This window comes from Comamonas testosteroni (assembly GCF_030505195.1).
Taxonomy (GTDB): domain Bacteria; phylum Pseudomonadota; class Gammaproteobacteria; order Burkholderiales; family Burkholderiaceae_C; genus Comamonas; species Comamonas testosteroni_G.
Window position 1 is genome coordinate 4,346,554 of record NZ_CP129672.1, and the last position, 22,305, is coordinate 4,368,858.

The window sequence follows — 22,305 nt, forward strand, 5'->3', positions numbered from 1 at the left end:
GATCGTGGCCTGATTGTTTACAGATCGTGCAGAAAATGCCCTCTCCCGAAGACCTGCGTGTCTTCACCACCGTGGTGCGCAAAGCCAGCTTTGCTGAGGCTGCGGCCGCGCACCATGCGTCGCCGGCCTTTGTCAGCAAGCGCATCCGTCTGCTGGAGCAGGAGTTGGGTGTGAAGCTGCTGCATCGCACCACACGGCGGGTCGCTGTCACGGAGCAGGGCGAGCGCGTCTACCACTGGGCGCAGCGCATTCTGGACGAGGTCGAGCATCTGCTGCAGGAGGTGGATGTGACGCGCCGCCAGCCGCGCGGGCTGCTGCGGGTGTCCACCAGCTTCGGCTTTGGCCGCAATGTGGTGGCGCCCGCGCTGTCGCAGCTGATTGCGCAATATCCGGCTCTGCAGCTGCGCCTGGAAGTGTTTGACCGCATCGTCGATGTCGCGGCCGAGGGCTTCGATCTCGATGTGCGCGTGGGCGACGAGATCGCGCCGCATCTGATTGCCCGGCATCTGGCCGACAACCATCGCGTGCTGTGCGCGGCCCCGGCCTATGTGCAGCGGCGCGGCAGCCCGCGCACGCTGGACGAGCTGGCCGCGCATGACTGCCTGGTCATCAAGGAGCGCGATCATCCCTTTGGTGTCTGGAAGCTGCGCTCGGGCAGTCAGGAGCGCAGCGTCAAAGTGACCGGGCCGCTGTCCACCAATCATGGAGAGATGGCCGTGCAATGGGCGCGCGACGGCCATGGCATCGTGCTGCGCTCGCTCTGGGATGTGGCGGCCGATCTGCAGGCCGGCAGCCTGGTGCAGCTGCTGCCTGAGTGGCAGCAGCAGGCGAATATCTGGGCTGTCTATCCGACGCGGCTGGAGCGCTCGGCCAAGGTGCGGGTCTGCGTCGAGTTCCTGCAGGAGTTCTTCGGCAGGCAAGCTCCAGAAGGATTCAGGATTGCTATTAAAAAAGAAGCTGCTATCGATTGATATACATGAATTTCAGAGTGTTTATTATCTGAAATGTATGTACAGCAAGCGCAAGCAGCTTCTCTTTTTGAGCCTGATGCCGCGTGACGGCTCAGGCCGGTTGCCAATTACTTTGTCAGCGCGGCCTTGACGGCGGCGGACACCAGGCCCATATCGGCCTTGCCGGCCAGCTGGGCCTTGACGGCGCCCATCACCTTGCCCATGTCGCCGGGGCCGGAGGCGCCCAGCTCGGCCACGATGGCCTGCACGGCTGCGGTGATCTCGGCTTCGCCCATGCGCTCGGGCAGATAGACCTTGAGCACTTCCATTTCGGCCTTTTCCACATCGGCCAGATCGGTGCGGTTGGCGGCTTCGAAGGCGGCGATGGAGTCCTTGCGCTGCTTGATCAGCTTGTCCACGATGGCGATGACGGCTGCGTCATCGAGCTCGATGCGCTCGTCCACTTCCTTTTGCTTCATCGCAGCCTGCAGCAGGCGGATGGTGCCCAGGCGTGTGCTGTCCTTGGCACGCATGGCGGTCTTCATGTCTTCGGTAATCTGGGCTTTCAGGCTCATGGCTTTCTCCTTGGGGTGGGCGAATGGTGGTGCGCCGTGTGAACGGCGTTGACTATCCATGCGCTGGGAGGTCACTGCGCGGCCGGGCAGGCCTGGCAGTGGCCAGAAAACAAAAAACCCGCGCCTGGCGTCCCGAGCGCGGGTTTGCGGCTGTTTTAAGGCCGACTGGTCCTAATCAACGATTAGTACAGCTTCTTAGGCAGTTGCATGCTGCGAACGCGCTTGTAGTGACGCTTCACGGCAGCAGCCTTCTTGCGCTTGCGCTCGGCTGTGGGCTTTTCGTAGAACTCGCGAGCACGCAGATCGGTCAGCAGACCCAGCTTTTCGATGGTGCGCTTGAAGCGGCGCAGGGCAACTTCATAGGGCTCGTTTTCTTTGACGCGGATGGTAGTCATTTAATTTCCAGATATATCTGTGCTGACAGAGGGTTCTCGGGAAGATCGGGCCTGAGAGCCGTGAACAGCGGTTTCCCCGCCACTTTTTAACTAGTATGGCCGACGGGGTAATGCCAGCAAAGTCGAGCATTATAGACCAAGACTTGGGCTGCGTCTGCATTGCGCTGCCAAGCAAGTCTGCGCTCGTCAGGATGGCAGGCTTTGCCGCTACCGGCTCGCGCAGTCTAAGGCCTGGTTCAGGCGCCGCTACTGCGCCTCTATGCCTGTCTTTGTGCCCGTCTTCATGCCTGTCTTGATGCCTGTCTTGATGCCTGTCTTGATGCCTGTCTTGATGCCTTTGACGCGTGCAATACATAGGCCTTCGGCAGGCGGGGCCTCAAGCCTGTGCCGGTGCAACTGGGCGCTGGGGTTTGTGTGGAGCATCTTGTGCACGGAAATTGCATACAGTTTGAAGACTCTGTTTCTTGACTCAAGTCAGGAGGCAAGTGGTTTGGTGCCAGTGCGCGTCGCTGTTTTTTCCGTGTCCAAGGAGCTTCCATCTTGTCCAGCGCTTCTCATCGCTCATTTATTTCGCGTCGTCAATGGATGGCTTCGGCCATCGCCGTGCCGGGCTTGCTGGCATTGACGGCCTGTGCCGGCAGGGCCGGTGTTTCCGGGTCTGCTGCGTCCGGCGGTTCCCTGGTGGTGGGCGGTCTGTTTGCGGGCTCGCGCAGCGACAAGGGTTTTATGGAGGCGGGCTGGCGCGGTCTGGAGAAGGCGCGTCAGGAGCTGGGCGTGCAGATCCGTTTTCTGGACGGCATGGCACCCAGCAAGGAGTTGCTGGTGCCGGCTCTCGCGCAGCTCGCGGAGCAGGGGGCGCAGCTGGTGATTGCCCATGGCGGGCAGAACAATCAGGCCGCAGCCGAAGTCGCGGCGCGCTTTCCCAGGACCCATTTCGTCGTGACCCAGGGCGCGGTGCAGGGGAGCAATCTCTGCAGCTATGACGTGCTGCAGGAGGAGTCGGCCTATCTGGCCGGCGTGCTGGCGGCCCTGACCACCAAAACCGGGGTGGTCGGCCATATGTCGGGCATTCGCGTGCCACCGGGGCTCAAGGGCCGTGCCGCCTATGCGGCCGGTGTGCGCGATACCGATCCCAGGGTCCAATTGCTGACGAACTTTTCGGGCGATCAGGACGACAACGCCTTGTCGCACCGCATCGCCAAGGCCCAGATGGCTGCCGGTGCCGATGTGATCTTCACCATGCTCAACTCCGGCCGCGATGGCGTGACCCAGGCCTGCCGCGAGGCGGGCACGCGTCAGATCGGCAATGTGATCGACTGGACCACGGTGGAGCCGCAGGTGTTTGTCGCTTCCGCCTGGGCCGATGTGGGCATTGGCGCGTTTTTGGCCGTCAAGGACATGCAGCAGCGCGGTGCGCCCGGCCCGGGTATTCGCAAGATTGGCCTGAGCGACCCGGCGGCCGTACGCCTGACCATGGGCCAGGGCGTGGCAGCCGCTGTGCGCGAGCGCGTGGCCAGGGCGTCGGCTGCCATCGCCTCGGGGCAGCTCAAGGTGCCCGAGCACTATGAAGGCAAGGAGTTTTCTGCCTGAGCGGATGGTGCGCCGCAGGCGCAGACCGCCCAAAAGGATGGTTCACCCATCCTTTTTTTCATGGCGGCTGCCGCTTTGGCTCCAGTCGCTCAAGCTGGGACTGACTGTTTTTCCGCCATGGCCTGGGCGCAGGCGGCGGCGCTGGCCCAGGCCCACTGGAAGTTGTAGCCCCCCAGCCAGCCGGTGATGTCCACCACCTCGCCGATAAAGTACAGGCCCGGGCGGCTCTTGCACTCCATGGTTTGCTGGGACAGCACCTTGGTGTCCACGCCGCCGAGCGTGACTTCGGCCTTTTTATAGCCTTCAGTGCCCGTGGGCGTGATCTCCCAGCGCGACAGCTGTTCGGCCAGTCTGGCCAGGGCCTTGTCGCTGGCCTCGTTGATGGGGCGCTGCAGCTCGGGCATGCGGCCGACCCAGGCATCGGCCAGGCGTGCGGGCAGGTGGGCGGCCAGCTCGTTGGCCACCAGCTTGCGCGAGTGGAGCTTGGCCTGGGCCAGCACCTCGGCCAGATCCACGCCAGGCAGCAGATTGATCTGCAGCGGGGTGCCGGGCTTCCAGTAGCTGGAGATCTGCAGCACCGCAGGACCCGAGAGGCCGCGATGGGTGAACAGCAAATCCTCGTGAAAGCTCATGCGCTCCTTTTTGCTGCCGGTGCTGATTTCCACGGGCAGGGCCAGACCGGCCAGGCCTGCGTAGGGCTGCCAGCCTTCGCCGTCGAAGGTCATGGGCACCAGGCCGGGCGTGCGCTCGATCAGCGGCAGATCGAACTGCTGGGCCAGCCGGTAGCCGAAGTCGGTGGCGCCTATCTTGGGAATGCTCAGACCGCCGGTGGCAATGACCAGATTGGCGGCCTGCACCATGCCGCGATCGGTTTCAATCTGATAGCTGCAATCGCTTTCTGTGCCTTGGCTTGACTGCGAAAACACGACTTTCTTGACCTGGCAAGGCTGCCAGCGCTGCACGCCGCCTGCCGCGCACTCGGCCAGCAGCATGGCGATGATGTCCTCGGCCGAATGGTCGGCAAACAACTGGCCCTTGTGCTTTTCATGGTGGGCAATGCCATGCCTGTCCATCAGCGTGATGAAGTCGGCAGGCGTGAAGCGCGAGAGGGCCGAGCGGCAGAACTGAGGGTTTTGCCCCACAAAATGCTTTTGCGGCGCACGCACGTCCAGATCTCGGTTGGTGAAGTTGCAGCGCCCGCCGCCCGAGATGCGGATCTTCTCGGCCACCTTGGGCGCATGATCGATCAGCAGCACTCTCAGGCCCTGCTGGCCGGCCTGGGCCGCGCAGAACAGGCCGGCGGCACCGGCGCCGATGATGATGGCGTCAAAAATCTGGAAGGGGACCTGTGGGGTGGAGGACACGGCGGGCAGGGCGCTGAAGCACGAACAACAAAGCCGGTCATTGTCCCAGATGGCCGGTCACCGGGGCTTGAAGGGCTGACAAAGTCCCGAAATGCGTGGATCGTGATGTCTGTGCAGCCGTCAGCCCGTTGTCCTGTTGGGATATGCGGCAAGCGTCTGCATGTGCCATGGATCACTTCTAGAATCGCGCCCCATGACTACACCATCCCACCAGCTGAGCATGACCGTGCTCATGTCGCCTGACATGGCCAACTTCTCCGGCAATGTGCACGGCGGCGCCATCTTGAAACTGCTGGATCAGGTCGCCTATGCCTGCGCCAGCCGCTATGCGGGCCGCTATGTCGTGACGCTGAGCGTGGATCAGGTGATGTTTCTGCAGCCCATTCATGTGGGCGAGCTGGTGACTTTTCTGGCCAGCGTGAACCACACCGGCAAGTCTTCCATGGAAATCGGCATCAAGGTGATTGCCGAGGAGATTCGCAGCCAGGTGGTGCGCCACGTGAACAGTTGCTTCTTCACCATGGTGGCCGTGGACGATGACAAAAAGCCTGCCCCCGTGCCCCCGCTGCAGCTCGAAACCGACGAGGAAAAGCGCCGCTGGGGCGCTGCCATCATCCGCAAGGAACTGCGCAAGGAGCTGGCCGAGCGCTTTGCCGAGACCCGTACTCCCTGAGTCGCGTCGCCGCTTCTGCGTGGGCGCGGCCTCGCTCAGGCCACTGCTGATTGCGGCAAGTCTTGGGGCTGGCTCTGCCAGGCGGCAATGCCCTGGACCACATCGCCGACGATGATGATGCTGGGGCTGCCCAGCTGATGATCGGCAATGCTCTGCGGCAAATCCTTCAGGAAAGTCAGCGCATGACGCTGCTGCGGCAGGCTGGCATGCTGGATCACGGCCACGGGCGTGCTGCCGGGCAGGCTGCTGAGCAGCTCGTCGCTGATGCGCTCGACGCTGCTCACTCCCATATAGATCACCAGCGTCAGCTTGGCGGCATGGGCCGTGGCGGCGATCTGGCGCCAGTCGGGGCCGCTGTCGCCGGGCTTGGCATGGCCGGTCATGAAAAGCACGCCATGCGCGCGGTCGCGGTGGGTCAGCGGGGCGCCCAGGCTGGTCAGGCCCGCGAGACCGGAGGTGATGCCGTTGATGACATCCACCTCGATGCCGGCCTCACGCAGATGTTCGACCTCTTCGCCGCCACGGCCAAAGATGAAGGGGTCTCCGCCCTTGAGGCGCACCACGCGTTCGCCGTCCTGCACGGCGGCAATCATGAGCTTTTCGATAAAGGCCTGGGGGGTGCTCTTGCAGCCGCCGCGCTTGCCCACATAGACCACGCGGGCGCTGGGCGAGGCATGGCTCATCACGCCATCGCTGACCAGATCGTCGACAAACAACACGCTGGCCGAGGCAATGGCCTTGGCGGCCTTGATGGTCAGCAGCTCGGGGTCGCCAGGGCCGGCACCCACCAGGGTGCATGAGCCGCGGTGATTGGGGTTGTGAGAGATGGCAGTCATTGTGGGGTCTCAGTCGGGGCTGCGGCAGTCGGGGCTGCGGTTATAGGCTTGCAGTGCGGCGCGGCTGGCGGCGGCATCTGTGGCCTGCATGGCCTGGTGCAGGGCTTGTATCTGTTCCAGCTGTTGCGCAATGGGTGCCGGCACAGCAAGCCGGCCGCTCAATATGTCCAGCGTCAGCCGGGCTGTCTGCTCGGCATTCAGATCTTGCTGCGGGGCGCTGCTCTCAGTGCCCGAGGCAAGTTGGCTGCTGTGCAGGGAAGAGCGCTCAAAGCAGATTTCTCCGGCAATCACTCCCGTGCTCACGGGTTCGCGGTGGGGGGCGGCCACGGCCTCGCCTTCCGTGCCGCGCACCAGCAGCGCACTGCTCGCGCGCATGGCCAGCGTCTGGAGCATGGGCTGGGCATAGGCCGGGTGGGTATAGCTGGCCAGCACCAGCCCGGATTGCGCGGTGCTGCTGCCATGGATAGGGTCCAGCAGCTTGACGATGCTGTGCGCGGGGTTGCGCAGGCCCATCTGGCGGCGAATCTGCAGCAGCCGATCCAGCGGTGCCAGCAGGTGACGGGTCTGCATCCAGACCTTGTCGCCAGGCTCCAGGGCGACGGGGCGCTCGATGGCCGTCCAGCCCAGTTGCTGCCACACCTCGGCCGTGCCCAGGCGCTTGTCCTCGGTATGGCTGCCGTGCACCAGCACGGGCAGGCCTTGCTGTGCCAGCAGGCCTGCCAGCAGCGGTGTGAGGTTGGCCAGCTTGCGCGAGCCGTTGTAGCTGGGGATGACGACCACGGGCCGGGCATTATGGGCCTGCGGCCACACGGGCAGGCGCTGCTGGGTGGCGTCGAGAAAACCTGCCAGCTCTTCGGCGCTTTCGCCCTTGAAGCGCATGGCGATGCAAAAGCCGCCCAGCTCCAGATCGCTGACCTTGCCGTCCAGCACCTGCCCCATCAGATCGCAGGCCTGAGCCCGCGAAAGAGAACGTGCGCCCTTGGTGCCGCGACCGATTTCCTTGATGTAGTGGCTGATGCTCATGATTAACGTAATTGTCGCTATAAAAACCATGAGTTGTCAGACGATTTGGTTATATAAATCAAACCGGCCGTGGTTGAGAAGCCGTCGCTCCCCGTTGCGCCAGCTGTGCAGCCAGGGCCTGCAGCTGGGATTGCGCGAGCTGGGCGACAAGCTCCAGCATGGGGTTGCTCTTGAGCGCTTGGGCAGACGCCAGGACGGCGAGCCGGCTGACCTGGCGCGAAGCGCGAAGCGGTCGGAACACGATCTGCTCGCGGTGGAACATCGCGAAAGACGCCGGCACGATGGCCACGCCCAGACCGCAGGCCACGAGCGCCAGCACATTCACCAGCTGACCGGCTTCGTGGCGTATCAGCGGAGTGAAGCCGGCCTCGGCGCACAGCGCGACTGTGCGGTCGAAGTAGTCGGTGTCCTGATAGCGGGTGAAGCCCACAAAGGGCTGATGCACGGCGGCTTGAAGATCCAGCGTTGCGCTGCCTCCGGCCAGAGGGTGGGAGGCCGGAACCGCCAGGCAATAGGGGTCGTCAATGCTGGCCAGCTCAAGCTCGTCGGCCTCCCTGTGCCCGGGGCGGGCAAAGCCGAGCTCCAGCTCGCCCTGGCGCAAGGCCCGCTGTTGCTGGGAGGAAATCATTTCGCGGGCTTCGATCTGCACCTCACAGCCGGCCTGTGCCACGGCCTGCAGCAAGCCGGGCAGCAGCGACTGCATGGCCGAGGGCACCAGCCCCAGGCGCAGCACGGTCTGGCTGCTGCGCTCTCGGTCGCGCGCGCGCAAGGGGGCTTGCTCGGCACGCGCCAATATGACGCGTGCATCTTCCAGCAGCGACTCGCCCGCTGCGGTGAGCTGCATGCCGCGCGGCAGGCGGGTGAAGAGCTGCGTGCCGACCTCGTCCTCGAGTTGCTTGAGCTGCTGCGACAGCGGCGGCTGGGCGATGAATAGCTTGCGAGCGGCCCTGCTGACGTTGCCCTGCTCGGCAACTGCCACGAAGTAGCGCAGATGTCTCAGTTCCATGCCTGAATCAATCCATATTTCAAAAGTATGATTTTTATATTAAATCAGTGTTGGACATATGAATGAAGGGCGGCAACACTGCCGATCCTGTTCGTTCTGAGATGCATGTCCACGCATGCATTGCCTGTCTCATGCAAGCCTTGCAAAAAACCGAGTCCGCCAAGGGACTGAAGCTCAACGAGGTCGACATGCCGTCGCCTGCCGCAGGTGAGGTACTGCTGCGGGTTCATTCCACAGGTGTCTGTGGCACGGATCTGCATATCGATGCCTGGACGGCGAGCTATCACTTTTTGCAGGCCGCGCTGCCGGTGACTGTGGGCCACGAGTTCAGCGGCGTGGTCGTGGCCAGAGGCGAGGGGGCCGAGCATCTGCCCCTGGGACAGTTGGTGGCCGTGCGGCCTTCGGTCACCTGCGGCAGATGCCCCAGCTGCAGTGCCGGCGACTTCGATGCCTGCACCACCCGTCGCGGCATCGGTGTCATGCGCCATGGCGGCTTTGCCGAGTATGTGGCCGTGCCCCTGCGCAATTGCGTGGCGATTCCGCAGGGCGTGGACCCCGAGGTTGCTGCATTGGCCGAGCCGCTGTCGGTGAGCTTCGAGGCCGTGCGCACGGGCAATGTCCAGCCCGGCGATCGCGTGCTGATCCTGGGGCCCGGCAATATCGGCCAGGGCATTGCGCTGTTTGCGCGTGCCGCAGGGGCGGCCCAGGTGGTGGTTGCCGGCCATGGCGACGCCGCGCGGCTGGAGGTCCTGCGCTCCATGGGGTTCGACGATTTGCTGGACTTCGAGGGGCAGGACATCGACGAAGCCCTTGCCGTGTATACGCAAGAAGCTCACTTTGACGTAGTGATTGAAGCCACCGGGGCGGCGGCCGTGCTGGCGCCGGCCCTGCGTGCGCTCAAGACCCACGGCGTGCTGGTGATTGCCGGCATTCATTCCGCGCCCGTGCCGCTGGACCTGACGGCTCTGGTGCGACGTCATCAGCAGCTGCGCGGCTCCTATCGCACGCCGGAGCGCTGCTGGCTGGAGGTCGTTGCATTCATGCAAACCCATCAGGATCAGCTGCGCCTCATGATCACCCATCGCGTGCCGCTTGCGCAGGCCGGGCAGGGGTTTGAGCTGGCGCGGGCGCGGCTGGCGAGCAAGGTGCTGATTCAGCCCGGGGCGGGCCGGACATCATGAGCACCGCCTTTCTGGCCTTGTGGAACGACATCGACCGGCCCGAGGCTCGCGCAGAATACGAGGCTTGGCATGCCCTCGAGCATGTTCCCGAGCGCGTGGGTTTGCCGGGCTTTGTCTACGGCCATCGCTATGTCGGCGCTTCCGGGTATTTCACGCTCTACGGTCTGGAGTCTCTGGCGGCCCTGGACTCGGCCGAGTATGCGGATGTGATCGCCAATCCCACGCCCTGGTCGGCACGCATGAGGCCGCGCCTGAGTGCTTTCATGCGCAGGCCCTGCATCTTGCAGGCCCAGGCTGGAGCATCCAGCGGTGCGGCGCTGACGACGCTCAAGGCCGTTACCACCGATGTGCAGGCCTGGGCCGCGCAGGCAGCCCGCTGGGCGGAGCAGGCGGTGCAGCAAGGGCGTCTGCTGCGGGTCATGACGGGTGTGGTGCCGGTGGAGCGTTCCTTGCACTACCCCGTTGGCGGGGAGCGCATTGCCGAGCAGGCCCAAGGGGAAGTCACGGTGGTCATGCTGGCCGAGCATTTGGATGGGCCGGCATGCACCCAAGGCACCCAATGGTGGGCCGAACGAATGCAGGCGCATCACCTCGAAACGCCTGCACAGCAGGCTTTTGGCCTGCAAACCCGGGTGTGCCGTTCGCAACTGGCCCTGCCCGCCAGCGGACGCCCGCCGCCATTGATGGAACTGATGGCTGGATACGCCGATTGTTGATCCGAGATTCTGGAGACATAAAGATGACAAAAAAATCGATGCCCGTGCGCCGGGCCGCCTTGCTGCTGTGCGCCGCAGCCTGCCTGCCCTTGGCGGCTCAGGCCCAGGGCAAGGCTGACTGGCCCACCCGCCCCATACGTCTGATCGTCGGCTATGCCAGCGGCTCTTCGCCCGATGTGCAGGCCCGTCTGCTGGCCGAGCCCCTGACCAAGGCCCTGGGCCAGCCCGTGGTGGTGGAGAACAAAGGTGGTGCCAGCGGCAATATCGGCGCTGACGCCGTGGCCAAGGCCGGCGACGGCCACACCATAGGCGTGATCGGCAACGGCCCGCTGACCAGCTCCAAGTTTCTCTACAGCAAGCTGCCCTACGATCCGATCAAGGATCTCGCACCTTTGGCCATGATCGGATCGGCACCTCTGGTGCTGGTGGCTCCCAAGTCCATGGCCGCGAATGCAGGGGCTTATTTCAAGGCGCTCAAGACCGGAGCCCAGGGCAACTACGGCTCGGTGGGCACGGGGTCCGGCGGCCACCTGGGCGTGGAGCTGATCAAGGAGGCCATGGGCCTGAATCTGCAGCATGTGCCCTATAACGGCGGCCCGGCTGTGGTCAACGCCTTGATGGGCGATCAGGTGCAGATGGCCTTGCTGCCGGCCTCCACCGTCATGCCGCTGGTCCAGTCCGGCAAGCTGGCCGCCCTGGCCGTGAGCTCCAGCAAGCGCAGTCCGCTGGCGCCCGGCGTCCCGGCCATGCCCGAGATCGGCGCTGGCAATGTGGACATCGAAGTCTGGAATGCGGTCATGGCGCCGGCCTCCATGCCCGCCGAGCACCGCGCCAAGCTGGCTGCGGCCCTGGAAAAGATTCTTCATGCTCCCGATATCCGCAGCAAGCTGCTGGCCCAGGGCTGGCGCATCGACGATACCAGCGCCGCCTCGCTGTCCAGGCGCATCGAAAACGATGCCCGCATCTACGGCAGCCTGATCACGCAAAAGAACATCCGCCTCGAATGAGTGCGGCCGGCGCCATCTGAGGCGCCGGAATCCCACACGGCATCCGCCGCAACTGCGGCGGATGCTGCTGTCAGCGGCTCGACAGCGGCAGGACCCTGCCGGGAGCCCCATCCATTATTAAAAAGAGAGACTTCATGACATCCTGGCAATCGGGAGGCTTGGCCGTGGCCGCAGCCTTCATCTCCACATGCTCGCTGGCTCAGGCCCAGACCGCTGCGCCCGCCACATCCCAGCTCACGCTGTACGGCGTGGTGGACATGGCCGCCGAGTCGGTGTCCACCGGTGCGGGCCGCACCCTGCGCGCGGAAAGCGGTGTCCTGGCGGGCTCGCGTTGGGGCGTTCGCGGCTCCGAGGATCTGGGCGGCGGCCTGCGTGCGCTGTACGTGATGGAGGCCGGACTGAATGCCGATACCGGTGAGCGCGGTCAGGGGGGCCTTGCCTTCGGTCGCCAGATTTTTGTCGGCATGGGGGGCGACTGGGGCCAGCTGACGGTGGGCCGCCACTACACCACGTTTCATACCTCGCTGGCTTCTTACGCCCTGACGGGCCTGATCTGGGGCAATGCCGCCAACTATTTCCGTGACGGCACGGTGCTGCGCGCTGACAACTCGCTGCGCTTTCAGTCGGCTTCCATCGCGGGGCTGGTGGTGCGAGGCATGTACTCGTTCGGGGAAAACGCCGACACCAATGTCGGGCGCCAGTTCGGCGGCTCGCTGGACTACACGCGCGGCCCCTGGAGTCTGGGGGCCTCGCTGTGGGAGCGTCGCACCACAGCCCAGAACACCGACCGCTATCGCTTGCTGGGCGGCTCCTATGACTTCAAGCTGGCGCGAGCGGCCTTGCTGCTGTCCACCCGCGAAGATGATCTGCCGGATGCCGCCAGCAAGCGCGGGCGTTTCTTTGAAGCCAGCATGACCATACCGGTCAGCGCGGCAGGGCAGGTGCTGCTGTCCTATGGACAGTTCCAGGGGCGTGCGCGCGCAAACAGCGATGCCCGCGCCCTGAGCGTGCGCTACGACCATGCGCTGTCCAAGCGCACCAAGCTGTATGCGGGCGTCTCCGCGATCCGCAACGAGGCGGATGCAGCTTTCACCATCAACAGCGCCAGCAATGCCGGGCCTTCGGTTCCCAAGGGCAGCAAGCCGCGCTCGCTGCTGGTCGGCATCTCGCACTCCTTCTGAGCCAAGCCGTCACCGGACGCTGCGGCCTGCAGGAGGCCCAGTCCAGTGAGCAGGCCGCCTCAATGGTCTATAGCTCGGCAGGGGCTTGCGCAGTGGATGAACATTGATCACATTTCGGGACACAGAGCGCGCGTACCATGTGCGCTGTTTTTGAGGAGTGTTGAAATGACCGCTAACGCATCTTTGACCGACGAACTCATGGGCCAGCTGCAGGGCGCTCCCATGCAGGGCCTGGCCCAGCAACTGGGCATTGACTCCGTGCAGGCCGAGCAGGCCGTGGGCGTGGCGCTGCCCATGCTGTTTGGTGCGCTGGGCCAGAACACGGCCCAGCCTCAGGGAGCTGCCGATCTGTTCGGTGCGCTGCAGCGCGATCACAGCAGTGCCAATGGAGCGATGGATCTGGGAGGTCTGCTGGGCGGGCTCGGTGGCCTGCTGGGTGGAGCGGGCGGTGGCGCCGGTGCGGCTGGCGGCCTGGGTGGTTTGGGCAGCATTCTGGGCTCGGTGCTGGGAGGCGGCTCCGGTGCCGGCAACTCGCAGCTGGATGCAGGCGCCATCCTGGGCAATATCTTTGGCGGTCAGCAGCAGCAGGCCGAGTCCCAACTGGGGCAGTCCACGGGCCTGGGTGGCAATGCGGGTCAGTTGCTGGCCCTGCTGGCTCCGCTGGTGATGTCTTTCCTGGCCAACCGGGTCCAGGCGCAGGGCATGGGGGCTGGCGACCTGGGCAGTGCTCTGGATCAGGAGCGAGGCCAGATTCAGTCGCAAGGCGGCGCTGCGGGAGGCATCCTCGGCAGCCTGCTCGACCAGAATGGCGACGGCAAGCTCGATGCCGGAGATCTGTTCAAGCTGGGCGCGGGTCTGCTGGGCGGTCGGCGCTGAGCCCTGATTGGATGACAGTATCAAGGCAGCCTTGGCTGCCTTTTTTGTTTTTGTATACGGGCATAGCCTGATTGCCGCAATGCAGCAGGATTCTCACACTGGTCATGTCGTCATGCGTTTTGCATGACAGGCCGATCCAGAAAGGAGAACCAGATGACGACCGTCGCCGAAATTCTGCGTGCCAAGGGCAACAGCACTATCTACAGCGTTTCTCCCTCCGACACCATGCTGGCTGCGCTGCAGCTCATGGCGGAAAAAAGCATTGGCGCGCTGCTGGTGCTGGAAGGTGGCGAGATCGCAGGCATCGTGACCGAGCGCGACTACGCGCGCAAGATCGCTCTGCAGGGCCGAAGCTCGGCCAGCACACGCGTGGACGAGGTCATGACGCGCAAGGTGCATTGCGTGCTGCCGCGCCAGACCAGCGAGGAGTGCATGTCGCTGATGACCAGCAATCGCATGCGCCATCTGCCCGTGATCAGCGAGACCCGCGAGCTGCAGGGGCTGATTTCGATTGGCGACATCGTCAAGGAAATCATCTCGGCCCAGCAGTTCACGATTCATCAGCTGGAACACTATATTTCCGGGACACCCAATGTGAATCAGCCGTAGGCTGCTATGAATTGAATATGGGACTTACGCAAACAAGAATGTAACAACGGCCTGCCTTCTGAGGCAGTCGCTCGGCCTGAACCCGTTTTGCGTAAGTCGTGGAATAGAGAAGGCGGGCAGGGCTAATGTCCGCCTTCTCTGCATCTGGAGGTCGCAAGTTCTACACTTGCGGCCATGAGTTTGCTGATCCTGGGAATCGAATCCTCTTGCGATGAAACCGGTGTGGCCCTGGTGCGCACCCCGGACGGACAAGGTGTGCCCACCTTGCTGAGTCATGCGTTGCACAGCCAGATTGAAATGCACCGCGCCTATGGCGGCGTGGTGCCCGAGCTGGCCAGCCGTGACCATATTCGCCGCGTGCTGCCGCTGACCGAAAAGGTGCTGGCCGAATCCGGGGAGCAGCTCGAAAACGTCGATGTGATTGCCTTTACGCGCGGTCCTGGCCTTGCCGGGGCTTTGCTGGTCGGCTCCGGTGCCGCCTGCGCCATGGCCGCCGCGCTGGACAAGCCCGTGCTGGGCGTGCATCACCTCGAAGGTCATCTGCTCTCGCCCTTTCTCAGTGCCGACCCGCCGGAGTTTCCGTTTGTGGCCCTGCTGGTCTCGGGGGGGCATACCCAGCTCATGCGTGTGGACGGCGTGGGCGAATACGAAATCCTGGGTGAAACCATCGACGATGCGGCGGGCGAGGCTTTCGACAAATCAGCCAAGCTCATGGGCTTGCCCTATCCGGGCGGCCCCGTGCTCTCGAAGCTGGCAGAGGGCGGCGATCCCCAAGCCTTCAAGCTGCCTCGCCCCCTGCTGCATTCGGGCGATCTGGACTTTTCGTTTGCCGGTCTCAAGACGGCCGTACTGACCCAGGCCAAGAAGCTGGGTGAGGAGCTCGAAGCACGCAAGGCCGATCTGGCCGCCAGCACGCAGGCCGCGATTGTGGATGTGCTGGTCAAGAAAACCATGGCCGCACTCAAGCAGACCGGCATGAAGCGCGTGGTGGTGGCGGGAGGCGTGGGGGCCAACAAGCAGCTGCGCGAGCAGCTCAATGAAGCCTGCGCCAAGCACAAGATTCGCGTGCATTACCCCGAGCTGCATCTGTGTACCGACAACGGCGCCATGATTGCCATGGCTGCCGCCATGCGCATACAGGCAGGACGCGAGCAGGCACTGCATGAATATGCGTTCGATGTGAGGCCACGCTGGCCGCTGGATTCGCTCAGGTGAGTTCGTGCAGAAAGAAAGCAGCCCAGGTGGCTGCTTTTTTCATGGCTGCCTGCGCTTATCCGGCAAGCTTTACGGCCAGTTTCGCTACGTTCTGGCCCTGGTAGCGGGCAATACTCAGCTCGTCGGGATGAGGCTGGCGCGAACCATCGGCACCCGCAATCGTCGAGGCCCCATAGGGCGAATTGCCGCCCTTGACCGCGCTCAGATTGGTCTGTTCGGGCAGCGGATAGCCCAGCGGCACGATGATCATGCCGTGATGGGCCAGCGTCGCCCAGGTGGTCGTGGCCGTCATTTCCTGGCCGCCGCCAGTGCCGGTCGAGGTGAAGACACTGCCGATCTTGTTGATCAAAGCCCCTTTGACCCAGAGACCGCCGGTCTGGTCGAGAAAGCTGCGCATCTGGCCCGGCATATTGCCAAAGCGCGTGGGCACGCCAAACAGGATGGCATCGTAGTCGGCCAGTTCGGCGGGGCTGGCGACCTCTGCGGTCTGATTGGCCTTGCCGCCTGCGTTCTTGAAGACATCCTCGGGCATGGTTTCGGGCACGCGCTTGACGGTGACCTCGACACCGCTGACGCTGCGCGCGCCTTCGGCCACGGCCTGCGCCATGGTTTCGATATGACCGTACATGGAGTAGTAGAGAACCAGCACTTTTGCCATGGGTGAATTCCTCAAACGGGTTGGAAAGCGGTGCGGCAGTGGCGCACCCGACTGAATCCACAGTGTAGGAATCGAAGATGGCAGCGCGACACGCACCGGCAGCCGGCGCCTGTAGGCCAAGGCGCCGAATCGGCTCAAGTCCCGGAATCGGCAATGCCATTGACATGAAAAAAGCCCGCAACACCTTGGCATTGCGGGCTTTGTGCTTTCCGGCCGACCTCTTGCTAAGAGAAGATGGAAGAAAGGATGAGGCTGGCCGGTCAGCGTAAACAGCGCTTATTCGATGCTCAGCGTCACGGCTTTGCTCTGGGGCTCGAGCTTGGCCAGGGTCAGCGTCAGCACTCCATGCTCAAGCTTGGCTTTGCTTTTGGAAGCATCGATTTCATGGCCCAGATCCCAGCTGTATTTGACCTGGCGGGCTGCGCCTTCCACGCTTTCGAGCTTGGCGACAGAGCCTTCCAGCGAGAGTTTGAGTTGCTCGCGTGCCAAGCCTGGCACATCCAGGGTCAGGGTCGTGAACTGGTCATCGCGACTGACTTGAACCTGGCGTTGTACGGGGCTTGCAGCGCCCAGGGTTTCCTGCAGAAAGCGTTGCAGGGCCAGGTCGGCGGCGCGAGGGGATACAAAGGTATTGCGGCTCATTACAGGGGCGAAGAACATGGTGTTTAACTCCTTTAAACTGCGCGGCTTGCGTTGTTGCCGCTTGGTTCATAGGTAGGTGGTGGCAAGCGCATTTCAAGAGGTTTTTTTGATGAATAAATTGCGCCGTGATGCCTTGAAATACCTGCAGTTGCCACTACTATGCGCCCCGTTCGGCATTGCTGGCGCTGCTGTGGCTGCAGCCAAGGCCAAGCTTGCGCAACCCATCAAGCTGGCACTGGTGGAGAGTCTTTCGGGCCCGTTTGCAAACACGGGCGAGGCAGTGTTCCGCAATTTGCTGTGGGCGACCGAGCGAGTGAACGCGCGCGGCGGCGTGCGCCTGGCCGACGGTCTGCATGAGCTGGTGATAGAGCGCTATGACAGCAAGGGCCAGAACGAGGAGGCACTGTCGGCGCTGCGTGCGGCCATAGACGGCGGTGCGCGCATCATCATGCAGGGCAACTCGTCGGCCACGGCAGCGGCGCTTCTGGACGCCATCGACAAGCACAACAGCCGAGACCCTTCGCGCCGTGTGCTGTATCTGAACTATTCGGCCGTGGACCCGGCGCTGACCAACGAGCGCTGCAGCTTTTGGCATTTTCGCTTCGATGCCCATGCCGATATGCGCATGGCTGCGCTGATGGAGGTCATCAAGGATGACAAGGCCGTACACAGTGCCTATCTGATCGGGCAGGACTACAGCTTTGGCCAGGCCGTGCTGCGCGAAGCAAGGCGTCAGCTTGGCATGCAACGGCCCGATGTGCGCATTGTGGGCGACGAGCTGCACCCCGTGGGCCGCGTCAAGGACTTTGCGCCTTATGCGGTCAAGATCCAGCAAAGCGGTGCCCAGGCCGTGATCACCGGCAACTGGGGCAATGATCTGATGCTGCTTGTCAAGGCTGCGCGCGAGGCCGGCTACGAAGGGCGCTTCTACACCTTCTACGGCAATGCCCTGGGAGCCCCGGCTGCCTTGGGCGATGCCGGCGTGGGCAAGGTGCTGGCCGTGGCCGACTGGCTGCCCAATGTGCCCACGGCAGAGAGCCGGGCCTTCTACCAGTCCTTTCGCCAGCGCTTTCCCAATCCGCAGGACGACTATGTGCATATGCGCATGCAGCTCATGATCGATGCTCTTGCACAGAGCCTCGAAAAAGCCGGCAGCACGGATACCGTCGCCGTGGCCCATGCCTTGGAGCATGCCAGGGTCCGACTGGCGGGCCGCTCGGGCAGCATGCGGGCGGTAGACCACCAGTTTCAGCAATCGCTGGTGGTAGGCATGATGGAAAAGAGAGGCAGCGCAGGCGTGGACTTCGATGTGGAAGGCTCGGGCTACGGCTTCAAGGTAGTGCGCGAGATCTTTGCAGCCAGGGCAGAGTTGCCTAGTCAGTGCCGGATGAAGCGCTTTTGAGTGGCTGGAGAACTATCGAATCAATAGCGGTCAGCGCTTATTGGAAAAAGCGCTGCAGCCCGAATTAATCTAGTTGCGCGTAGCAGAGGCGGTCTGGCTGGCCAGATAGGCTTCATGTACCTCGCGCCCCAGCTCGATCACCGACAGCGCATAGAACGCCGACCAGTTATAGCGCGTGATGGCGTAGAAGTTCTCGGTACCCGCGATGTACTCCGTGGGGCCGGAGCTGCCGTTTTTCAGCTCGATCAGTGCCAGCGGACGCTCATAGTTGTCGGCGCCCAGTACACGCACTTCGCGTTCCGCCATCTGCTTGGTCGTGAACGTGGGGTTGATATCGGGTGCCAGCAGGGTTGCCAGATTCTCGCCCTGGGCGCGCATGTCCACGGTAAAGGCCGTGGGCAGGCCCGGCTTCCAGCCATGGCCGACGAAGTAGTTGGCGACCGAGCCGATGGCGTCAGTGGCGCTGTTGAACAGGTCTATGCGACCGTCACCGTCAAAGTCGACCGCGTATTTGTCCCAGCTGGTGGGCATGAACTGGCCCAGGCCCATGGCGCCGGCGTAGCTGCCGCGTAGCGCAAACGGGTCGCTGCCCGTGCGGCTGGCCGTGACCAGCACCTGCTCGAGTTCGCCACGGAAGTAGTCGCTGCGGGCCTGTGCTCGGGGGTGGGCCTGCGGGAAATCCAGCGCCAGCGTGGCCAGCGCATCCATCACGCGAAAGTTGCCCATGTTGCGGCCGTAAATGGTTTCCACACCGATGATGCCGACGATGATCTCTGCGGGCACGCCGAATTGCTGCTCGGCACGCGCGAGCGCCTGGTGGTTGGCCCGCCAGAACTGCACGCCGGCGCGTATGCGCACGGGGTCGATGAAGCGGCTGCGGTACACCGTCCAGTTCTTCACAAAGGTCTTGCCGGCCGGCGTCATCAGGCGTGTGACCACGGGCAGATTGCGCGCTTCGCTCAGCTGCGCGCGCACCCAGTCGACAGGCAGATCGCGGCGGGCAGCGATTTCATCGGCCAGTTGCATGGCGTCGCTGCGGCTGGCATAGGCCACGGCCGTAGCGGCGGCAGCCGTGGCTGCTGCTGCCGGTGCCGCCTTGCGGACGGCTTTTTTGGCCGGTGCGGCGATGGCGCAGGCGGTCAGCAGGCACAAGGCCAGAGTGCTCAGTGTTCTAGTCCTGAAACGATTGCTTTGATGAGGGTGGATGCTCATGTTTTTAATTCTTGATGGTTCGGGGCCAGCGCTGCTTCCGGAGGGACAGCCAGCGTCGGCGCAAGGTCTTCAGTTCGGTGGCTTCGGTATTGGAGGATGGCGCATAGCGTAGCCTTTCCATGTCCAGCAGCCAGTCGGATAAGGCCGCAGCCAGAGGCGCGGATGCAGATTCCTCGGCCCAGCGCTCCTGCACGCGGCGCGAGAGGCTGCGCGCGGATTCGCTGGCGTCGCTCGCCATGCCTGCGCGCTGCAGCCTCAGCTTGGCGCCGTGCATGAGCTGGCCCCAGCCGTCGCGCTGCGGCCGTGTGGCGCGGGCCCAGATCAGCCACAGCAGCGCCATAGCGCTCAAGCTGCCCGCCAGCAGGCGCAGCAGATCCGTCCAGCTCGGCGACTCGAAGCCCAGGCTCTGCAACAGATTGAGCTGACGGCTTTGCGTGTAGTTGATCACCCACTGGTTCCAGCGGTTGTTGACGGCCTCCCAGACGGCACGCAGCTTCTCCAGCGAGCCCGTATCGACGAAGTTTCCAACGGCGCTGGCAAAGGCTCCGGGGGGAGCGCTCAGGCGCTGGAACTGGCCGACCCGGCTGGGTGCGACAGCGCCCGTGGGGTCCACACGGACCCAGCCCCGGCCGGCAATCCAGACCTCGGTCCAGGCATGGGCGTCGCTGTTGCGCACGGTCCAGTAATTGTCCACGCTGTTGCGATCGCCGCCCTGGTAGCCGGTCACGATGCGCGCGGGCACTCCCATGCCGCGCATGAGTACGGCAAAGGCCGAGGCGATGTGCTCGCAAAAGCCTTGCCTGCTGTCAAACCAGAAGTCATCGGCGGTGTGGACGCTGTCCACCACGCCGGGCTCCAGTGTGTAGGTGTAGCCGCCGGCTTTCAGGCGCTGCAGGGCGGCGGCGATCAGCCTGTCCGTATCGGTATCCGTATCCGTGTCGGCGCCCCGTTGGGCGCGCAATTCGGCCCGCAGTTGCTCGCCCAGGGCCTGTGTGCGCGGGTTGCTGCCGGCCGGCAGTTGCAGATAGCGTTTGAGCTCGGGCGTGAGTTGCAGCGGTCCATGGCTGAAGTCGAGATAGCTTTGGGCATCGACACGCAGCACATCGGTGATCGGACGCGAGCTCAGCCACTGAAGGCTGGAGCTCATGCGCAGCCTGCCTACCGAGGCTCCGGGCGGAATCTGCGGCTCGGTCTTGACGGCATCCAGCAGCGTCAGCCAGCGGCGCTTGCTGGGCTCGATCAGCATCTGGTAGCGAACGGGTTCATCGCTCACACGTAGCTGAGGCATGGCCATGGCGTCGAGCACAGGGTCGGCCTGCCAGTTGCGGCCATCGAATTGGCTGAGCACGGGGCCGCGAAAGTACAGGGTGTTGGCCGGTGGCTCCTTGCCGCCCGGCGTATCGAAGCGAATGCGCAGGGCTACGCTATCGTCCAGAGCCAGCGCGGCGACTTCGCCCACACGCATGTTCTCGGACAAGCCCGAGCGAGCGGCCATATCGTCGGACGGTACGCCCCACAGCGGCGCCATGCGCGGAAAGAACAGAAACAGCGCCACCATGACCGGTGCGCCCCACAGCGCGAGCCAGCCCGCAGTGCGCAGAGCCTGCGTCAATGGAGGCTTGCCAGCCGTCATATGGGCGTTGACCAGGGCCGTGAGCAGGCCCATCAGCCCGAGCACCATGGCCATGGCTGTGGGCAGGGACTGCGAATAGAAAAAGTTGCTGAGCAGCACGAAGAAGCCCAGAAAGAACACCACCATGGCATCGCGCCGGGCGCGCAGTTCCAGCGTCTTGAGCGCCAGCAGCATGACGACCAGGGTCACGCCGGCATCGCGGCCCACAATCGTTTTGTGCGTGGCCCAGGTCGCTCCAATGGCGATGGCTAGTGCGCCCGCCAGCACCCAGCGGCCGGGCAGGGGGGCGCTGGTCAGTGCCAGGCGTGCACGCCACAGCAGCAGAGCTGCGGCAAAGGCGCTGGTCCACCACGGTGTGTGCTGAATCTGCGGCAGCATGATCCAGGCGATGACGGCGAGCAAAAACAGCGTGTCCCGTGCATCGCGCGGAAGGGCCGTCAGGCGTTGCAGCCAGTTGCTTTCGAGGGAAGAGGCGGTTGCTTTCATGGGCAGGCTGCCAATGCTTCGAGGCAGCGCGTGGCATGCTGTGCGCCGCTGGCGGGCGCGATTTCCTGCCCGCCGGGCAGGCGCAGGCCCCAGGTGCGGCCTTGTTGCTGAGCCATCAGCACCCAGGCGGCAAGGCGTGACAGGCGCGCTTCATGGTCGGCAAGTCCGGTCTGGCGCACATCGAGCCAGAGCCTGTGATGGTGAGCTATGGGCCGGTCGCGGCTGACGAGCTGGTGGCTGCCTGCGGCAAAGGCTTGGGCCGCTTTCTTCCACACCACCAGCTTGAGCGGGTCGCCATTCTGATAGGCACGTACGCCGTCAAATTCCTCACCGCTGCGTACCTGGGCGCTGCTGCGGCCGCCAGCTTCGGGGCTGGCGGCTGGCAGAGGCGGGGCATGGGCTTCAGGTGCGGGATAGACCCAGACCAGGGTTTGGGGCCGCCACAGAGCCCAGACGCGAAATGCACCCAGCGGGTAGCGTGTGAGTATGGAGATGGCGGGCAGCTCCTGCCGGCCGCGGCGCGTGGGCATGAAGCTCAACTGCACGGCGGTGCTGCCCTGCTCGGGGATATCGACCCAGGTCCAGGCATCAGAGTGATCGGTGTTGTGCCGCGTCTGGTGCAATGCGAGGCCGATGCCCCAGCGGCGTGAGCGGCGGGCATTGTGCAGGCTGACATGCATGGGGCAGGGCGCATGGGCAAAGCAGCCGCCCGAGGTGCTGCCTTGCGAACCTGCGCCGCCGAGGCTCAACTGCAGACCGCGCAGATTGCCATGGCCCACAACCATGCTGGCGGCCGCGCTTCCTGCTAGCAAAAACGTGAGCAGATAGCCCAGATTGAGCTGGTAGTTGATGGCAGCGATCAACAGCACGATCAGCGTGGCCAGCATGGCCCAGCCCGCGCGCGAGGGCAGGATGTAGACATTGCCCTGGGTCAGCGTGAGCTGGTCGCTGCGCGGCAGACGAGCAAACATCCACTCGCGCACCCTGGCGCGGGGTGAGAGCCGCTGGAAGATATTGGATTTTTCTGGCTGCCCGCCCTTTGATAACGGGCGCTTCATGCTATGAAATTCATGTC

At 64.0% G+C, this 22,305-nt stretch carries 23 protein-coding genes; 11 read left to right on the forward strand and 12 right to left on the reverse strand.

Features of this window, described 5'->3' with window-relative positions; all coding sequences use genetic code 11:
- Positions 1-35 precede the first annotated feature (35 nt).
- Positions 36-971 (forward strand): LysR substrate-binding domain-containing protein, encoded by a 936-nt coding sequence (locus tag QYQ99_RS20090; protein ID WP_302089714.1) that lies wholly within the window; start codon positions 36-38, stop codon positions 969-971.
- A gap of 107 nt (positions 972-1,078) precedes the next feature.
- Here the strand turns inward: QYQ99_RS20090 and QYQ99_RS20095 are convergent, their stop codons facing one another.
- From QYQ99_RS20095 to QYQ99_RS20105, 3 genes are all read right to left on the reverse strand, one after another.
- Positions 1,079-1,525, reverse strand: coding sequence for a GatB/YqeY domain-containing protein (locus QYQ99_RS20095; RefSeq protein ID WP_302089715.1), 447 nt, complete (start codon positions 1,523-1,525; stop codon positions 1,079-1,081).
- 182 nt (positions 1,526-1,707) lie between these two features.
- Positions 1,708-1,920: a 30S ribosomal protein S21 gene (gene rpsU, locus QYQ99_RS20100; protein ID WP_003052999.1), complete on the reverse strand. Its 213-nt coding sequence runs from the start codon at positions 1,918-1,920 to the stop codon at positions 1,708-1,710.
- A gap of 246 nt (positions 1,921-2,166) precedes the next feature.
- The gene (locus QYQ99_RS20105; protein WP_302089716.1) at positions 2,167-2,352 is read right to left on the reverse strand and encodes a hypothetical protein; all 186 of its coding nucleotides are present in this window, start codon (positions 2,350-2,352) and stop codon (positions 2,167-2,169) included.
- A 108-nt stretch (positions 2,353-2,460) separates the two neighbouring features.
- Between QYQ99_RS20105 and QYQ99_RS20110 the strand changes: the two genes are divergently transcribed.
- Positions 2,461-3,510 (forward strand): BMP family protein, encoded by a 1,050-nt coding sequence (locus QYQ99_RS20110; protein ID WP_302089717.1) that lies wholly within the window; start codon positions 2,461-2,463, stop codon positions 3,508-3,510.
- A gap of 89 nt (positions 3,511-3,599) precedes the next feature.
- On the opposite strand, the gene QYQ99_RS20115 is transcribed toward QYQ99_RS20110, so the two are convergent.
- Positions 3,600-4,874 (reverse strand): NAD(P)/FAD-dependent oxidoreductase, encoded by a 1,275-nt coding sequence (locus tag QYQ99_RS20115; protein ID WP_302089718.1) that lies wholly within the window; start codon positions 4,872-4,874, stop codon positions 3,600-3,602.
- Between the two features lie 193 nt (positions 4,875-5,067).
- Here QYQ99_RS20115 and QYQ99_RS20120 point away from each other — a divergent pair, with 193 nt between their 5' ends.
- Positions 5,068-5,547, forward strand: a complete 480-nt coding sequence (locus tag QYQ99_RS20120) for an acyl-CoA thioesterase (RefSeq protein ID WP_302089719.1) — start codon at positions 5,068-5,070, stop codon at positions 5,545-5,547.
- Between the two features lie 35 nt (positions 5,548-5,582).
- Here the strand turns inward: QYQ99_RS20120 and cobA are convergent, their stop codons facing one another.
- From cobA to QYQ99_RS20135, 3 genes are read right to left on the reverse strand one after another with little or no spacing between them, the layout of a single operon-like run.
- Positions 5,583-6,383 (reverse strand): uroporphyrinogen-III C-methyltransferase, encoded by an 801-nt coding sequence (gene cobA / locus QYQ99_RS20125; RefSeq protein ID WP_302089720.1) that lies wholly within the window; start codon positions 6,381-6,383, stop codon positions 5,583-5,585.
- A 9-nt stretch (positions 6,384-6,392) separates the two neighbouring features.
- On the reverse strand, positions 6,393-7,406 hold the full coding sequence (ybiB, locus tag QYQ99_RS20130; RefSeq protein WP_302089721.1) for a DNA-binding protein YbiB: 1,014 nt from the start codon (positions 7,404-7,406) through the stop codon (positions 6,393-6,395).
- A gap of 58 nt (positions 7,407-7,464) precedes the next feature.
- On the reverse strand, positions 7,465-8,412 hold the full coding sequence (locus QYQ99_RS20135) for a LysR substrate-binding domain-containing protein (protein WP_302089722.1): 948 nt from the start codon (positions 8,410-8,412) through the stop codon (positions 7,465-7,467).
- A gap of 131 nt (positions 8,413-8,543) precedes the next feature.
- On the opposite strand from QYQ99_RS20135, the gene QYQ99_RS20140 reads away from it, so the two are divergent.
- The 7 genes from QYQ99_RS20140 to tsaD all read left to right on the forward strand — a co-directional run bounded on the left by QYQ99_RS20140 (position 8,544) and on the right by tsaD (position 15,197).
- The gene (locus tag QYQ99_RS20140; protein WP_302089723.1) at positions 8,544-9,593 is read left to right on the forward strand and encodes a zinc-dependent alcohol dehydrogenase; all 1,050 of its coding nucleotides are present in this window, start codon (positions 8,544-8,546) and stop codon (positions 9,591-9,593) included.
- Positions 9,590-10,309, forward strand: a complete 720-nt coding sequence (locus QYQ99_RS20145) for a hypothetical protein (protein ID WP_302089724.1) — start codon at positions 9,590-9,592, stop codon at positions 10,307-10,309. The genes QYQ99_RS20140 and QYQ99_RS20145 overlap by 4 nt, the downstream gene beginning before the upstream one ends.
- Before the next feature lie 38 nt (positions 10,310-10,347).
- Positions 10,348-11,316, forward strand: a complete 969-nt coding sequence (locus QYQ99_RS20150; RefSeq protein WP_302093225.1) for a Bug family tripartite tricarboxylate transporter substrate binding protein — start codon at positions 10,348-10,350, stop codon at positions 11,314-11,316.
- Between the two features lie 134 nt (positions 11,317-11,450).
- Positions 11,451-12,497 carry a porin gene (locus QYQ99_RS20155; RefSeq protein WP_302089725.1) on the forward strand — a complete coding sequence of 349 codons (1,047 nt, stop codon included), beginning with the start codon at positions 11,451-11,453 and terminating at the stop codon, positions 12,495-12,497.
- 165 nt (positions 12,498-12,662) lie between these two features.
- Positions 12,663-13,373 (forward strand): DUF937 domain-containing protein, encoded by a 711-nt coding sequence (locus QYQ99_RS20160; RefSeq protein ID WP_302089726.1) that lies wholly within the window; start codon positions 12,663-12,665, stop codon positions 13,371-13,373.
- Between the two features lie 153 nt (positions 13,374-13,526).
- Positions 13,527-13,982 (forward strand): CBS domain-containing protein, encoded by a 456-nt coding sequence (locus QYQ99_RS20165; RefSeq protein ID WP_003079039.1) that lies wholly within the window; start codon positions 13,527-13,529, stop codon positions 13,980-13,982.
- A gap of 174 nt (positions 13,983-14,156) precedes the next feature.
- Positions 14,157-15,197: a tRNA (adenosine(37)-N6)-threonylcarbamoyltransferase complex transferase subunit TsaD gene (gene tsaD, locus QYQ99_RS20170; protein ID WP_302089727.1), complete on the forward strand. Its 1,041-nt coding sequence runs from the start codon at positions 14,157-14,159 to the stop codon at positions 15,195-15,197.
- 55 nt (positions 15,198-15,252) lie between these two features.
- Here the strand turns inward: tsaD and wrbA are convergent, their stop codons facing one another.
- Together wrbA and QYQ99_RS20180 are read right to left on the reverse strand one after the other, a co-directional pair.
- On the reverse strand, positions 15,253-15,855 hold the full coding sequence (gene wrbA / locus QYQ99_RS20175) for an NAD(P)H:quinone oxidoreductase (RefSeq protein WP_302089728.1): 603 nt from the start codon (positions 15,853-15,855) through the stop codon (positions 15,253-15,255).
- A gap of 276 nt (positions 15,856-16,131) precedes the next feature.
- Complete coding sequence (locus QYQ99_RS20180) at positions 16,132-16,515, reverse strand: Hsp20/alpha crystallin family protein (RefSeq protein ID WP_302089729.1); 384 nt, start codon at positions 16,513-16,515, stop codon at positions 16,132-16,134.
- Positions 16,516-16,606: 91 nt separating this feature from the next.
- On the opposite strand from QYQ99_RS20180, the gene QYQ99_RS20185 reads away from it, so the two are divergent.
- Positions 16,607-17,899 carry a branched-chain amino acid ABC transporter substrate-binding protein gene (locus QYQ99_RS20185; protein ID WP_302089730.1) on the forward strand — a complete coding sequence of 431 codons (1,293 nt, stop codon included), beginning with the start codon at positions 16,607-16,609 and terminating at the stop codon, positions 17,897-17,899.
- A 69-nt stretch (positions 17,900-17,968) separates the two neighbouring features.
- Here the strand turns inward: QYQ99_RS20185 and mltB are convergent, their stop codons facing one another.
- Genes mltB through QYQ99_RS20200 form a run of 3 tightly spaced genes read right to left on the reverse strand, consistent with a single transcriptional unit; the run spans position 17,969 to position 22,288 of the window.
- Positions 17,969-19,111: a lytic murein transglycosylase B gene (gene mltB, locus QYQ99_RS20190; RefSeq protein ID WP_302089731.1), complete on the reverse strand. Its 1,143-nt coding sequence runs from the start codon at positions 19,109-19,111 to the stop codon at positions 17,969-17,971.
- 4 nt (positions 19,112-19,115) lie between these two features.
- A complete protein-coding gene (locus QYQ99_RS20195) occupies positions 19,116-21,230 on the reverse strand; it encodes a DUF3488 and transglutaminase-like domain-containing protein (RefSeq protein ID WP_302089732.1) in 2,115 nt (704 codons plus the stop codon).
- A complete protein-coding gene (locus QYQ99_RS20200) occupies positions 21,227-22,288 on the reverse strand; it encodes a DUF58 domain-containing protein (protein WP_302089733.1) in 1,062 nt (353 codons plus the stop codon). Before QYQ99_RS20200 ends, QYQ99_RS20195 begins: the two co-directional genes overlap by 4 nt.
- Positions 22,289-22,305: the final 17 nt, after the last annotated feature.

Excerpts from the sequence above, each read along its gene's own strand:
- QYQ99_RS20090 (WP_302089714.1), top strand. The coding sequence starts at position 36 with ATGCCCTCTCCCGAAGACCTGCGTGTCTTCACCACCGTGGTGCGCAAA.
- QYQ99_RS20095 (WP_302089715.1), bottom strand. The coding sequence starts at position 1,525 with ATGAGCCTGAAAGCCCAGATTACCGAAGACATGAAGACCGCCATGCGT.
- rpsU (WP_003052999.1), bottom strand. The coding sequence starts at position 1,920 with ATGACTACCATCCGCGTCAAAGAAAACGAGCCCTATGAAGTTGCCCTG.
- QYQ99_RS20120 (WP_302089719.1), top strand. The coding sequence starts at position 5,068 with ATGACTACACCATCCCACCAGCTGAGCATGACCGTGCTCATGTCGCCT.
- cobA (WP_302089720.1), bottom strand. The coding sequence starts at position 6,383 with ATGACTGCCATCTCTCACAACCCCAATCACCGCGGCTCATGCACCCTG.
- ybiB (WP_302089721.1), bottom strand. The coding sequence starts at position 7,406 with ATGAGCATCAGCCACTACATCAAGGAAATCGGTCGCGGCACCAAGGGC.
- QYQ99_RS20135 (WP_302089722.1), bottom strand. The coding sequence starts at position 8,412 with ATGGAACTGAGACATCTGCGCTACTTCGTGGCAGTTGCCGAGCAGGGC.
- QYQ99_RS20140 (WP_302089723.1), top strand. The coding sequence starts at position 8,544 with ATGCAAGCCTTGCAAAAAACCGAGTCCGCCAAGGGACTGAAGCTCAAC.
- QYQ99_RS20145 (WP_302089724.1), top strand. The coding sequence starts at position 9,590 with ATGAGCACCGCCTTTCTGGCCTTGTGGAACGACATCGACCGGCCCGAG.
- QYQ99_RS20150 (WP_302093225.1), top strand. The coding sequence starts at position 10,348 with ATGCCCGTGCGCCGGGCCGCCTTGCTGCTGTGCGCCGCAGCCTGCCTG.
- QYQ99_RS20155 (WP_302089725.1), top strand. The coding sequence starts at position 11,451 with ATGACATCCTGGCAATCGGGAGGCTTGGCCGTGGCCGCAGCCTTCATC.
- QYQ99_RS20160 (WP_302089726.1), top strand. The coding sequence starts at position 12,663 with ATGACCGCTAACGCATCTTTGACCGACGAACTCATGGGCCAGCTGCAG.
- QYQ99_RS20165 (WP_003079039.1), top strand. The coding sequence starts at position 13,527 with ATGACGACCGTCGCCGAAATTCTGCGTGCCAAGGGCAACAGCACTATC.
- tsaD (WP_302089727.1), top strand. The coding sequence starts at position 14,157 with ATGAGTTTGCTGATCCTGGGAATCGAATCCTCTTGCGATGAAACCGGT.
- wrbA (WP_302089728.1), bottom strand. The coding sequence starts at position 15,855 with ATGGCAAAAGTGCTGGTTCTCTACTACTCCATGTACGGTCATATCGAA.
- QYQ99_RS20180 (WP_302089729.1), bottom strand. The coding sequence starts at position 16,515 with ATGTTCTTCGCCCCTGTAATGAGCCGCAATACCTTTGTATCCCCTCGC.
- QYQ99_RS20185 (WP_302089730.1), top strand. The coding sequence starts at position 16,607 with ATGAATAAATTGCGCCGTGATGCCTTGAAATACCTGCAGTTGCCACTA.
- mltB (WP_302089731.1), bottom strand. The coding sequence starts at position 19,111 with ATGAGCATCCACCCTCATCAAAGCAATCGTTTCAGGACTAGAACACTG.
- QYQ99_RS20195 (WP_302089732.1), bottom strand. The coding sequence starts at position 21,230 with ATGAAAGCAACCGCCTCTTCCCTCGAAAGCAACTGGCTGCAACGCCTG.
- QYQ99_RS20200 (WP_302089733.1), bottom strand. The coding sequence starts at position 22,288 with ATGAAGCGCCCGTTATCAAAGGGCGGGCAGCCAGAAAAATCCAATATC.